The organism is Mesorhizobium sp. P3_A2 (assembly GCF_056403115.1).
The window spans coordinates 98,576-111,632 of the sequence record NZ_JBFUGC010000009.1; the positions used below are offsets into that span (position 1 = coordinate 98,576).

Here is a 13,057-nt window from a genome sequence, read left to right on the forward strand (position 1 = left end):
GTGGGCTCTGGTTGGAGTTTGGATGCGTTATGGTTAGCGGATCATTAATGCTTCTCGGGCACATTTCGCCGGCGAACCGCTGAGGGGTTCGGCCTTGGCTTTCGGGGTGGGAACGGAATGGCTGACGGGACTGTTGGAACACGCGGCGGACGCGGTTCCCGAGAGGGGGCTGTGAACGGCGAGGATACGTCCGTCGGGGGTTCACCCGAAGCGCCGCATGAGCCGGTCGAGGCCGGTTTGCATGGCGAGGACGATTCCGCCGGGGCTTCGCCCGAAGCGCTGCGCGCGCTGTTCGAGGCCGCTTTGCGTGGCGAGGACACTCCTGGCGAGGATTCGCCCGAAGCGCTGCGCCGGCTGGTCGAGATTGCTTTGTGTGGCGAGAACGCGTCCGCCGGGGCTTCACCCGAAGCGCTGCGCGAACTGGTCGAGGCCGGTGCTGACTGGGTCTGGGAAACCGACGCGGAACTGCGCTTTTCCTGGCTTTCGGAAAATTACCAGGCCGCCACTGGCATCGATCCCGCCACCATTCTTGGTCGCTTCCGCTTCGATTTCCTCAAGCAGATGGTGCATGGCAATCGACACGCCGCCGCACATCTGGAGGATCTGCAGGCGCATCGGCCATTTCGCGACTTCGTTTACGAATTGAAGGGCGGCCGCCCTGGCTGCCGCTGGGTTTCGATCACCGGCTCTCCCCGTTTCGACAGCGAGGGCGAGTTTACCGGCTATCGCGGCATTGGCCGCAACGTCACGGCGCTGGCCGGTGCGCTGGACGACCTTCGGCAGGTGCCGCCAGCCGCAGACGAGAGCACGCAGCATCTTGCCGATCTCGAGCGGACGATGGATGCCATGCATATGGGCGTCGTGCTGCTCGACGCCAAGCTCGACACGCTCATTGTCAACAAGGCCTATCTCGACCTCTCAAGGATTCCCGACGGCGCCATCACTGTCGGCGCGCCGTTCAGCCTCCTGATGGAGCTCAACCGCCGCAACGGCATCTATGGCGATCTCGACGAACAGCAGTGGCAGCACTACCTCGCCACCCGTATCGAGGAGATCCGCGCCGGCTCGGTTGCGCCACGCGAGTTCACCCATGCCAATGGCCGCACCATGATGTTCTCGGTGACGGCGCTGTCCGGCGGCAAGCGGCTCCTGACCTATTACGACATCACCGAGCTGACGCTTCGCGACGCCGCGATCGAAAGCGCCAACGCCAGGACTGCCGAGACCTTCGCCAATCTGCGCACGATGGTCGATCAGATGCCGATCGGCGTGCTTGTCCTCGATGCGGACATGCGCACGGAGGTGATCAACCGCGCCTTCTATGATTTCTGGGAAATCGATCCCCGACGCGCCGGGATCGGCTGCGGCTTCCGCGAGCTGATGCAGGCCAGCCGCGATATGGACCCCTACGGCGCCGACGACGCCGAATGGCAGCGCCACATCGCCGAGCGCGAAGCAGAAATCTCGGCCGGCGTGGTGGGCTCCAGGCAATTGCCGCGCAATGACGGCCGTACGCTGATTGCATCGCTGGCGCCACTCGCCGGCGGCAAAAGGCTGATCTCCTATGTCGATGTCACCGACATGAAGGACCGCGAGGCCGAGCTTGCCGAGGCGCTGGAAAAATCACGGCTGGCCGAGGCGGTGATCAACGCCGTCGAGGACCCGATCTTCGTCAAGGACGACAATCTGCGCTTCGTCTTCGTCAACGAGGCGTTCTCGGCCCTGTTCGGGCAGACGCCGCAAGCGATGCTGGGCAGGCCTGGCGGTGACTTCATGCCGGGGAAGGATGCCGCACTGTTCGAAGACAGCGAACGCGCCGTGCTGGCGACCGGCACGCCTTACGAGATCGAGGAGAATTTCGAGGTCGAGGGCGCCAGGCGTTCGCGCATCGTGCGCAAGAACCGCGTCGGCATGCCAAGTGGCCGCAACTATGTCGCCGGTTTCCTGTTCGACATCTCCGACATGAAGCGCCGCGAGACGGAAGCCGAGGACGCGCGCAAGAACCTTGCCACGGTGCTGGAATCGCTGCCCGCGGCCGTCATCATCTACGACCGCGACGACAAGTTCGTCTTCGCCAACCGCAAGCTGCAGGACACCCTGCCGGCGCTGGTGCCGGCATGGCAGCCCGGCAGCAGCTTCCGCGACGCGCTGGAACTGGGACACTCGGTCGGCTATTTTCGATCGAGCGGCGATCCCGAGATCGACAGACTCTATGACGGCGACCGCGAGGTCTGGCTCAATGCCATCCTCGCCCGCTATCACTTGCCGAACACCTCCTACGAGCGCCTCAATCCGGACGGCCGCTGGTACCAGGTCTACGACATGCGGACCGAGGACGGTACGTTCATCGGCGTGCGCGTCGACATTTCGGAGATCAAAAGCCGCGAAAAGGCGCTGCAGGAAAGCATGCGTCAGATCGACCTTTTCCGCCACGTCATGGACGAATTGCCGGTCGCCGCCTTCATCAAGGCGCAGGATCTGAGCATGGAATTCGTCAACAAGGCCTGGTGCGCGCTGACCGGCATCCCCAAGGAGGAGGTTATCGGCCGGACCGATCTCCAGCTTTTCAACATAGACGACGCCGAAACCTACACCCATGACGACACCGAGGTCGTCGTCACCGGCCGCGGTCGCGAGATCGAGGAGCCCGTTACCCATCGCGACGGCACGGTGCGGCAATTGATGACGCGCAAGAGCCGGCTGGTGGCGCTCGACGGGTCGGTGCATCTGGTCGGCTCCAGCACCGATATCACCGACGTCAAGGCGCGCGAGCAGGCGCTGGAAGAAAGCATGCGCGAGAACGAGGTGTTCCGCAATCTCATCGACAACGTGCCGGTGTCGATCTACGCCAAGCGCTCAGATCTTCGCCAGTTTTACGTCAACAAGGGCTGGTGCGACCTGACAGGCCTGAGCAAGGAGGAGGCGATCGGCAAGACCGACGTCGAGATTTTCGGCGCGGACGGCGAGGCCTTCGTCGCCGGCGATCTGGCCGTGCTGCGCACAGGCGAGACCCAGGAGATCGAGGAGACGGTGACGCTTGCCGACGGCAATGTGCGTCATCAGTTCGCGCGCAAGGGCGCGATGATCGCCTCCGACGGTTCGCTCTATCTCATCGGATCGACCACCGACATCACCGAATTGAAGATGCGTGAAGCCGAGCTGCGCGAGGCGCGTCAGCGCGCCGTGCTCGCCGACCGCGCCAAGTCGGAATTCCTGGCCAATATGAGCCACGAGATCCGCACGCCGATGAACGGCGTGCTCGGTATGGCCGAGCTGCTCGCCAAATCCGACCTCGATCCCAAGCAGAAGACGTTCACCGACATCATCGTCAAGTCGGGCAACGCGCTTTTGACCATCATCAACGACATCCTCGATTTCTCCAAGATCGATGCCGGCCAGCTCGTGCTCGACCCGGCGCCGTTCAACCTGCCCGAGGCGATCGAGGATGTGGCGACATTGGTGTCGACACGCGCCAAGGAGAAGGATCTCGAACTGATCGTGCGCGTCGAGCCGGGCCTGGAAAGCCAGTTCATCGGCGATGTCGGCCGCTTCAGGCAGATCGTCACCAATCTGCTCGGCAATGCGGTGAAGTTCACCGACGAAGGCCATGTGCTGGTCGATGTCACGGGGACAAGGGTTGCGGCCGGAACCAGGCTCACCATCTCGGTCACCGACACCGGCATCGGCATTCCGGAGGACAAGCTGAAGGCTGTCTTCGAAAAGTTCAATCAGGTCGATACCTCGTCGACCAGGCGCCACGAAGGCACCGGCCTCGGTCTTGCCATCACCTCGCGGCTGGTCGAGCTGATGGACGGCGAGATCGGCGTCGAGAGCGCCGAGGGCAAGGGCTCGACGTTCTGGTTCACCGTCACGCTGCCCAGGGCCGGCCAGCAGACGGTGCAGCGCATCATGCCCGTCGACGTCACTGGCGCACGGGTGCTGATCGTCGACGACAACGCCGTCAACCGCTCGATCCTGACCGAGCAGATGGTGTCGTGGACGTTCGATTCCTGCGCCGCCGAAAGCGGTGCCGAAGGGCTGAAGGTGCTGGTCGCCGCGGCTGCCTATGGCGTGCCTGTCGACTGCGTCGTCCTCGACTATCAGATGCCGGGGATGAGCGGCGCCGAAATGGCGCGCATCGTGCGCAACACCGCAGGGCTGGCCGACACACCGATCATCATGCTGACCTCGGTCGACCAGTCGCTCGCCAACACCAGCTACCGCGACCTCGGCATCGACGCGCAGCTGATCAAGCCTGCGCGCTCCTCGGTGTTGCTGGAGACGCTGGTCGCGACCATCCAGCGCCATCGCCACGGCACGACAGGTCAGGCGCCGGAAGCCGCAAGCGGCGGTTCCGGCGAAGCGATGGTACAGCGGGTGTCGGCGCCGCCGGCACGCGCCGCGTCCGAGCGGGCGCAGTTGCATCCGCCGCCAGTGCGCGCCCGCGCCCGGGCCGGCGGCAACGAACGCGGGCTCGATATCCTCGTTGCCGAGGACAATGAGGTGAACCAGATGGTGTTCACGCAGATCCTCGGTGAAACCGGCTACAGTTTCGAGATCGTTGGCAACGGCCGCAAGGCGCTCGACGCTTTCGGCCGGCTCAATCCGCGCATGATCCTGATGGATGTCTCGATGCCGGAGATGAACGGGCTCGAAGCCACGGCCGCGATTCGCCGGCTGGAGCAAGAGAGCGGCACGCATATCCCGATCGTCGGCGTCACCGCGCATGCCTTGAAGGGCGATCGCGAGCGCTGCCTGGAAGCCGGCATGGACGACTATCTGCCCAAGCCGATTAGTCCCAAGGCGCTGCTCGAAAAGGTCGAGCGCTGGGCCGGCATCGCGAGCGAAGCCCAGCGAGACGCCGGCTAGCTGATATCAGCGCCGGGATTCGGCGGTGCCGCGACGTCCAGGGATATGGTGCGATCGCACCATATCAAAGCTTGCGCCCAGTCGGGAAAATGGCGGCGACTCAACCGCTCATTCAGTTACGGGCGGGAGCAAGCGACCGCCGACAAAGAAACAGCGTCGAAATCTACCCCAACGGACCTGTTTTTGGCGATGGCTCGGCCAAGATACGCTCTGGCCACGGGCAACGCGCTCCCGTCCGGTTTTTCTTTCCCGGCATCGCACTCTGCGATCCGCCGGGACAAATGTCGGCGCAAAATCCCGCAAGCTCATGATTCCAGCGGCAAAGTGCGGCTCTCGCGGAGAGGCCGGACGGTTGCGGTTTTCAGTGCATCCATCCGACGTTACCGGGCTGACACGAAACTGTCATGCGACTGTAATAATCGAAGGCTATTGGCCTCAGCGGGCGCCGGCTGAAGAGGGCGCCGAGAGACCATCTTCCGAACAGGAGCAGGCCACATGAAGAAATTCCTCGTTACGGCATCGGCCGTGGCGGTAGCGTTCGCCGCATCGTCGGGTGTCGCCGCCGCGCGCGACCAGATCCAGGTCGCCGGTTCGTCGACCGTGCTACCTTACGCCAAGATCGTCGCCGAGCAGTTCGGCGAAACCTTCACCAACTTCAAGACCCCGGTTGTCGAGTCCGGCGGCAGTGGCGCCGGCATCAAGGAATTCTGCAAGGGCGTCGGCGAAGACACTATCGACATCGCCAACTCCTCGCGTCCGATCAAGAAGGACGAGCTGAAGTCCTGCGCCGACGCCGGCGTCAAGGAAGTCCAGGAAGTCCGCATCGGCTATGACGGCATCGTCTTCGCCACCGACATCAAGGGCCCGGATTGGGCGCTGGTTCCCGCCGACATCTACAAGGCGCTCGCCGCCAAGCTGGTCGTTGACGGCAAGCTGGTCGACAATCCGAACACCAAGTGGAGCCAGGTCAATCCGAAGCTCCCCGACTGGGATATCGCTGCTTACATCCCCGGTGAAAAGCACGGCACCCGCGAAGTGTTCGAGACCAAGCTTCTCGACGCCGGCTGCGACAAGGCCGCCATCAAGGCCACCGGCATTGCCGACGACAAGGAAATCAGCAAGACCTGCGTCGCCATCCGCAAGGACGGCAAGGCTGTCGACATCGACGGCGACTACACCGAGACGCTTGCCCGCATCGACTCCAACAAGACCGGCGTCGGCGTGTTCGGCCTCGCCTTCTACGAGAACAATGCCGACAAGCTGAAGGTCGCCACCGTGGAAGGCGTCGTGCCTTCGACCGAGACGATCGCGACCGGCAAGTATCCGGTTTCTCGCCCGCTGTTCTTCTACGTCAAGAAGGCGCATCTCGGCGTCGTTCCCGGTCTCAAGGAATATGTCGAGTTCTTCCTTGACGACCAGATGATCGGCCCGGAAAGCCCGCTCGCCCAGTACGGCCTGGTTTCGGCTCCGGATGCCGAACGTCAGGCGCAGCGCGACGCGTTCGCTGCCGGGAAGAGCATGTAATCAACGACTGGATCAGGGCGCGGACCAAATCCGCGCCCTGATTTCGCTGCATGCCGCAACGGCGGCGGCGATCTGAATTTTCCCTGGGGTGGGTGATGTCGTCCTTGCTCGTACTCGCCATAGTCATCGCCATCGGCGTGGTCGCCTTCGTGATCGGCCGCCAGCGCGCCACGGCGCACGAAACCGGCAAGGTAAAGCCGCATTCGCGCGCCCACTATCACGGCTGGTGGGCCTTTCTGCTCGCCGTCCTGCCCGCCGTCCTGCTGCTCGCCGTCTGGGACATCGGATCGTCCTTCTATCTTGACCGGCACATCCACGCCGCTCTGCCCGAGCGCACCGTCGACTCCAAGGTCGCCAGCGAAGCGCTCGACGCCAGCCTGGTGAAGAGCCTCGCCAAGGGCCTGCGCAGGCTCGATGCCGGTACGCCGCTTCCCGCCACCTTCGCTGAATTGCAGCCGTTGCTCATCGCCAAGGGCGTGGCGCTGGCGACGGATACCCAGGACTACATGATCCCGATCGCGGTCGAGGCGAATGCCGTTCAGGACCGGCTTGGGCTGTTCGGCGCCGTCATCACGTTGGCATTGTCGATCGCCGGCGCCTTCTACGCGATCAGGCAAATTGCGCCGCGCGCAAGGGCGCGCAACAATGTCGAGAGGCTGATGCTGTGGGGGCTGCTTGCGGCGTCGACCATCGCCATCCTGACCACGGTCGGCATCGTGCTGTCCATGTTGTTCCAGACGATCACCTTTTTCGAGAGCGTGTCGCCGATGAGCTTCTTCTTCGGCACGGTCTGGGACCCGCGTTTCGCCGCCGCGGGCTCGGGCGGCAGCCAGGGTCAGTTCGGTCTGATCCCGCTTCTGGCCGGAACGCTTTACATAGCATTCATTGCATTGCTGGTCGCGGTGCCGATCGGCCTGCTGTCGGCGGTCTACATGGCCGAATATGCATCGCCCAGGCTGCGCTCGGTGGTCAAACCGGCGCTTGAATTGCTGGCCGGTATCCCGACCATCGTCTACGGCATCTTCGCCGTCGTCACACTGGGGCCGTTCCTGCGCGACCTGTCGGCGGCGCTGACCGGTGGTTCGCCGTTCATCCAGGGCCAGAGCATCTTCACCGCCGGCCTGGTCATGGGCGTAATGCTGATCCCGGTCGTGTCATCGCTGTCCGACGACATCATCACCGCGGTGCCACGCGCCATGCGTGACGGCTCGCTTGGCCTGGGTGCGACGCGCTCGGAGACGATCAAACGGGTGATCCTGCCGGCGGCACTTCCCGGCATCGTCGGCGCCATCCTGCTAACCGCGTCGCGCGCCATCGGCGAAACAATGATTGTCGTGCTGGCGGCGGGTGTCGCCGCCAATCTTACCATCAATCCGTTCGAGGCGATGACGACCATCACCGTCAAGATCGTCAACCAGTTGACCGGCGATCTCGAGTTCAACTCGCCGCAGACGCTGGTCGCCTTCGCGCTCGGCCTGACGTTGTTCGCGCTGACGCTGGTGATGAACATCGTCGCCCTCTACATCGTGCGCAAGTACCGGGAGCAGTACGAATGACCGACATTCCCCTGGATACGATGGCGGGTGCCGTTGCGCGTCCGCGCCGCGACATAGGCCTCAAGGCCCGTTATGCCGCCGAGCGCCGCTTCCGCATCTATGGCATGGTGGCGATCTCCATCGGTCTGGCGTTTCTGGCGATTATCCTGCTCACCATCGTCTCGAAAGGCTATACCGCCTTCTGGCAGACGACGGTGACGCTGCCGATCACTTTCGACGAGAAGGTCATCGACCCTTCCGGCAAGCGCGCGACCGATCCGAGCGTGCTGATCAAGGCAAACTATCCCAAGCTTGCCGATACGGCGCTGATGGCCAAGCTCGGCATCGACCCAAGCAACAAGCCCATGGTCATGAAGCTCAAGGGCTTCCTGTCGGAAGGCGCCCGCGTCCAGCTGCGCGACATCGTCGCCGCCGATCCGTCGGTGATCGGCACGACGCGCGACGTCAACATCCTGGCCGCGGCCAATCTCGACTCCGCCTTCAAGGGCCAGATCGACCTCAGCGTCGATGAAGCGCGCCGCAAGGTGTCCAACCAGCAGATCGACTGGATGAACAAACTCAAGGCCGACGGCGTGATGGCCGAGCATTTCAACACCGGCCTGTTCACCTACGGCGCCTCCAGCCGGCCCGAGACGTCGGGTATGGGCGTGGCGATCATCGGCTCGTTCTACATGATGGTGATCGTGCTGCTTTTGGCGCTGCCGATCGGCGTCGCGGCCTCGATCTATCTCGAGGAGTTCGCCAAGAAGAACCGCTTCACCGACCTGATCGAAGTCAACATCAACAATCTGGCGGCGGTGCCGTCGATCGTCTTCGGCCTGCTCGGCCTTGCCGTGTTCATCAATTTCCTCGGCATGCCGCGTTCCGCCGCTTTCGTCGGCGGTCTGGTGCTGACCCTGATGACGCTGCCGACCATCATCATCGCGACGCGCGCCGCTCTTGCCGCGGTGCCGCCATCGATCCGTTCGGCAGCGCTCGGCCTCGGCGCCTCCAAGATGCAGATGGTGTTCCAGCACATCCTGCCGCTTGCCGCTCCCGGCATCCTGACCGGCACGATCATCGGCCTGGCGCGCGCTCTTGGCGAAACAGCACCGCTGCTTCTGATCGGCATGGTTGCCTTCGTCGCCGACTATCCGAAGACGCCTTTCGATCCCTCGACCGCGCTGCCGGTGCAGATCTATCTGTGGGCGAACGAGGCTGAACGCGCTTTTGTCGAGCGTATGTCGGGCGCCATCATCATTCTGCTCGTCTTCCTCATGGCCATGAACATCACCGCGATCGTGCTTCGGCGCCGGTTCGAGCGGCGCTGGTAGAAAAAAGGCAATTTGGTATGAACATCATGACCGAACAGTCCCTTGAAAACGCAGTGGGCGACAAAATGAACGCCAAATCGAACGAAGTCATCAAGATGCGCGGCGACAAGGTCGGCGTGTTCTACGGCGAGAAGCAGGCGCTGTTCGACGTCAATCTCGACGTCCGCCAGAACCAGGTGACGGCGCTGATCGGCCCGTCCGGCTGCGGCAAGTCGACCTTCCTGCGCTGCCTCAACCGCATGAACGACACCATCGATTCGGCGCGGGTGACCGGCAAGATCACGCTCGACGAGGACGATATCTACGACAAGAACATCGACGTCGTCGAACTCAGGGCTCGCGTCGGCATGGTGTTCCAGAAGCCCAATCCTTTCCCGAAGTCGATCTACGAGAACGTTGCCTACGGCCCGCGCATCCATGGGCTGGCCAAGCGCAAGTCCGACATGGACCAGATCGTCGAGTCGAGCTTGAAGAAGGCGGCGATCTGGAACGAGGTCAAGGACCGCCTGCAGGAGCCCGGCACCGGACTGTCCGGCGGCCAGCAGCAGCGCCTGTGCATCGCGCGCGCCATTGCGGTGTCGCCGGAAGTGATCCTGATGGACGAACCCTGCTCGGCGCTCGACCCGATCGCCACCGCACGTGTCGAGGAGCTGATCGACGAGCTGCGCCAGAATTACACGATCGTCATCGTCACCCACTCGATGCAGCAGGCGGCGCGCGTGTCGCAGCGCACGGCGATGTTCCACCTCGGCTACCTCGTCGAGGAGGGCGCCACCGACAAGATGTTCACCAATCCCGACGACAAGCGCACCCAGGACTACATTACCGGCCGCTTCGGCTGAGCCGTCCAGCGGTTGAATTTTCAGGCACGAGGATCAGGATCATGGGTGAACATACCGTCGCCTCCTTCGATGAAGAGTTGGGCCAGATCAGCAAGCTGATCCGCGACATGGGCGATCTGGCCGGGTCGATGGTCAGCGGCTCGACCAAAGCGTTGCTCAATTCCGACAATGCGCTGGCGCAACGTGTCGTGTCCGACGACGCCATCATGGACGCGCGCCAGCGGGAACTCGACGATCGCGCCATCACGCTCATCGCCAAGCGCCAGCCGATGGCCAACGATCTGCGTGCCGTGGTCGGCTCGATCCGCATGGCCGGAGACCTCGAGCGCATCGGCGATCTCGCCAAGAACATCGCCAAGCGCGTCGGCACCGTGGGCCTCAGCGTCACGCCGCGCGACCTCTCGCATTCCATCGATGCGATGGCGCAGCTGGTGCTGATCCAGGTGCAAGGGGTGGTCGAGGAATATGCCGCCGCGGATGCGGCAGCACTGGCAAAGCTCAGGAATGAGGACGAACGTATCGACGTCAAATACACGTCGGTGTTTCGTGAACTCTTGACCTACATGATGGAAGACCCGCGCAACATCACCGCCTGCACGCATCTCCTGTTCTGCGCCAAGAATCTGGAGCGCATCGGTGATCATGTCACCAACATCGCTGAAAATGCGTATTATGTGCTGACCGGCCAGCAATTGCCCGCCAATCGCCCGAAGCAGGACGAGACGGCGATGGCCACTTCGGCCTGACAAGGGTGAACTGCTGATGATCGCGCCACGCATCATGGTCGTGGAGGACGAGGAGCCGCTGGGCGTGCTTCTCCGCTACAACCTCGAATCCGAAGGCTACCAGGTCGAGGTGGTGACGCGCGGCGACGAGGCCGAAATCCGGCTGCAGGAAAACGTTCCCGACCTGCTGGTGCTCGACTGGATGGTGCCGGCGGTGTCCGGCATCGAGCTCTGCCGGCGGCTGCGCATGCGGCCCGAGACCGAACGGCTGCCGATCATCATGCTGACCGCGCGTGGCGAGGAGAGCGACCGTGTGCGTGGCCTGTCCACCGGCGCCGACGACTATCTGGTCAAGCCGTTTTCCACGCCGGAGTTCATGGCGCGCGTGAAAGCGCTGCTGCGCCGCGCCAAGCCGGAAGTGCTCTCCAGCGTGCTCAAGGTCGGCGACATCGTGCTCGATCGTGAATCGCACCGCGTTTACCGCAAGAAGAGCGAAATCAGGCTCGGACCGACCGAGTTCCGCCTGCTCGAATTCATGATGCGCCATCCCGGCCGCGTGTTCTCGCGCAGCCAGCTGCTCGACAATGTCTGGGGCGAGACGATCTATATCGACGAGCGCACCGTCGACGTGCATGTCGGGCGCCTGCGCAAGGCGGTCAACAATGGTCGCATGCCCGATGTGATCCGCACCATCCGCGGCGCTGGCTACGCAATCCGGGAAGACTAAGGCCCGGCGCGCCGTGCCGTCGCCGGCCCTCTCAGGCGACGTGCTTGCCCGTCTTCGCTTGAATCCCCGGTGCGAAAATCTCTTGGTCGACGAAGCTGAGCGCGCGCATGGCGCAGCCTTCGCGGATCAGCGGCAGTTCGTTGGGCTCGGTGTCGAAGGAGATCGATTTCGAGTGCTGGCCGCCGGCGGTCTGAGCAATCGCTTCGCGCAATGCCGGTTCGATCAGATCGAACGCGGCGGCGCTGACTCCGACCATGGCGACAGGTGCTGGATCGATCAGCGCGAACAGGCTGCCGAGGCCGAAGCCAAGCGCCTCGCCGGCCTTGCGGTAGGCTTCGCGCTCGGGGCCATCGGTCTCGCGGGCACGTGCGGCGAGCGCCCGCATGTCGGCGTCGCCGACATCGACCGGTTCGGCATCCTCGCTCATCATTTTGGCGCTGCGCCAGATGGCGTAGTTGCCGGCATAGGCCTCGACGCAGCCGCGCCGCCCGCAACGGCACAGCGCGCCCCCGGGCCGGTGGATCATGTGGCCGAACTCGCCGCCCGAGGAATGGGTGCCGGTGAACAGCGCGCCCTTCAGCACCAGCCCCATGCCGATGCCATGCGAGAGCAGGATAGCGATGAAATTGTCGCGGTAGCGCTCAGGCTGGCGCCATTGCAGCGCCACTGCCATCATGTTGCAATCGTTTTCCATGGTGGCCGGAATGCCGAATTCCGCTTCCAGTATGTCGGCGAAGGCAATGTCGGTCAGCGGCGTGATCGGCGACCACAGCATGGCGCGCGCCTGCGAATCGGTGATGCCCTGGATGCCCATGGCAATGCGGGCGATGCTCTGAACATCGAGGTCTGGATCCTCGAGCCGCCGCCGCACGATTGCCGTGCATTCGCCGATCAACTCGTCGCGCGGCATGGTCAGCGTATCCAGCCGGCGCTGCTCCTCGGCGACCACCTGGCCGGCATAGTCGATGACGGTGACGGAAAGGAAATTCAGCGACAGCACCACGGTCATCACCGCGGCGGCCTCCGGGTTGAGGCCAAGGCCGACCTGAGGCCGGCCGCGCTTCAGCGCACCGGTCTCGCCAGGCTTGCTCTCGGCCAGGATGCCTTCTTGAATCAGATCAGACGAGATCGCCGATATGGTCGAATGGCTGAGGCCTGTGGTCGCCGCAATCTCGGTCCGCGACGGCTGGCCGGCCCGGCGCACGGCCGAAATCACCATCGCGCGGTTGCGACGACGCAGATCATCGTGGCGGATTCCAACCGACATCGTTTTTGTTTTCCTCCCGGTCCTCCTCGCGCCTCATGATAGTGGAGGCATTTGGTGGTGCCAGCCAAATATTGGCAGAAGCAGGCCGCGCTGTCATTGTTTATTGCGGGTCTCGAAAAAATTCGGCGAAGCCATCAGAATCCATCAGAATCGATGTTGACAGCGCCTCGCCGTTGGACCAGTATTTTTTCGAGGCTCGAAAAAATAGAGCCTCTGTGTGCCGGCCTTCGGGCC

8 protein-coding genes are annotated in these 13,057 nt (G+C 63.5%); 7 read left to right on the top strand and 1 reads right to left on the bottom strand.

The genetic code is table 11. From position 1 onward, the window contains the following. Positions 1-345: 345 nt before the first annotated feature. From AC1DXM_RS21065 to phoB, 7 genes are all read left to right on the top strand, one after another. Positions 346-4,869, top strand: a complete 4,524-nt coding sequence (locus tag AC1DXM_RS21065) for a PAS domain-containing hybrid sensor histidine kinase/response regulator (RefSeq protein ID WP_477236138.1) — start codon at positions 346-348, stop codon at positions 4,867-4,869. A 495-nt stretch (positions 4,870-5,364) separates the two neighbouring features. Continuing rightward, positions 5,365-6,393 carry a substrate-binding domain-containing protein gene (locus AC1DXM_RS21070; RefSeq protein ID WP_192259343.1) on the top strand — a complete coding sequence of 343 codons (1,029 nt, stop codon included), beginning with the start codon at positions 5,365-5,367 and terminating at the stop codon, positions 6,391-6,393. Between the two features lie 95 nt (positions 6,394-6,488). Beyond that, the gene (pstC, locus tag AC1DXM_RS21075) at positions 6,489-7,949 is read left to right on the top strand and encodes a phosphate ABC transporter permease subunit PstC (RefSeq protein WP_192259344.1); all 1,461 of its coding nucleotides are present in this window, start codon (positions 6,489-6,491) and stop codon (positions 7,947-7,949) included. Beyond that, positions 7,946-9,262 (top strand): phosphate ABC transporter permease PstA, encoded by a 1,317-nt coding sequence (gene pstA / locus AC1DXM_RS21080; RefSeq protein ID WP_477235809.1) that lies wholly within the window; start codon positions 7,946-7,948, stop codon positions 9,260-9,262. The genes pstC and pstA overlap by 4 nt, the downstream gene beginning before the upstream one ends. Before the next feature lie 17 nt (positions 9,263-9,279). Then, entirely contained in the window at positions 9,280-10,104 is an 825-nt protein-coding gene (pstB, locus tag AC1DXM_RS21085) for a phosphate ABC transporter ATP-binding protein PstB (protein WP_112559514.1), read from the top strand. Positions 10,105-10,145: 41 nt separating this feature from the next. Further along, entirely contained in the window at positions 10,146-10,850 is a 705-nt protein-coding gene (gene phoU / locus AC1DXM_RS21090) for a phosphate signaling complex protein PhoU (protein WP_192259346.1), read from the top strand. A 16-nt stretch (positions 10,851-10,866) separates the two neighbouring features. Beyond that, on the top strand, positions 10,867-11,556 hold the full coding sequence (gene phoB, locus AC1DXM_RS21095) for a phosphate regulon transcriptional regulator PhoB (protein WP_010911896.1): 690 nt from the start codon (positions 10,867-10,869) through the stop codon (positions 11,554-11,556). Between the two features lie 31 nt (positions 11,557-11,587). Here the strand turns inward: phoB and AC1DXM_RS21100 are convergent, their stop codons facing one another. Further along, complete coding sequence (locus tag AC1DXM_RS21100) at positions 11,588-12,823, bottom strand: ROK family protein (RefSeq protein WP_477235812.1); 1,236 nt, start codon at positions 12,821-12,823, stop codon at positions 11,588-11,590. Positions 12,824-13,057: the final 234 nt, after the last annotated feature.

Bases quoted from the DNA above. Each gene is read 5' to 3' on its own strand.
- AC1DXM_RS21100 (WP_477235812.1), bottom strand. From the start codon at position 12,823: ATGTCGGTTGGAATCCGCCACGATGATCTGCGTCGTCGCAACCGCGCG.
- AC1DXM_RS21070 (WP_192259343.1), top strand. From the start codon at position 5,365: ATGAAGAAATTCCTCGTTACGGCATCGGCCGTGGCGGTAGCGTTCGCC.
- pstB (WP_112559514.1), top strand. From the start codon at position 9,280: ATGAACATCATGACCGAACAGTCCCTTGAAAACGCAGTGGGCGACAAA.
- pstC (WP_192259344.1), top strand. From the start codon at position 6,489: ATGTCGTCCTTGCTCGTACTCGCCATAGTCATCGCCATCGGCGTGGTC.
- pstA (WP_477235809.1), top strand. From the start codon at position 7,946: ATGACCGACATTCCCCTGGATACGATGGCGGGTGCCGTTGCGCGTCCG.
- phoU (WP_192259346.1), top strand. From the start codon at position 10,146: ATGGGTGAACATACCGTCGCCTCCTTCGATGAAGAGTTGGGCCAGATC.
- phoB (WP_010911896.1), top strand. From the start codon at position 10,867: ATGATCGCGCCACGCATCATGGTCGTGGAGGACGAGGAGCCGCTGGGC.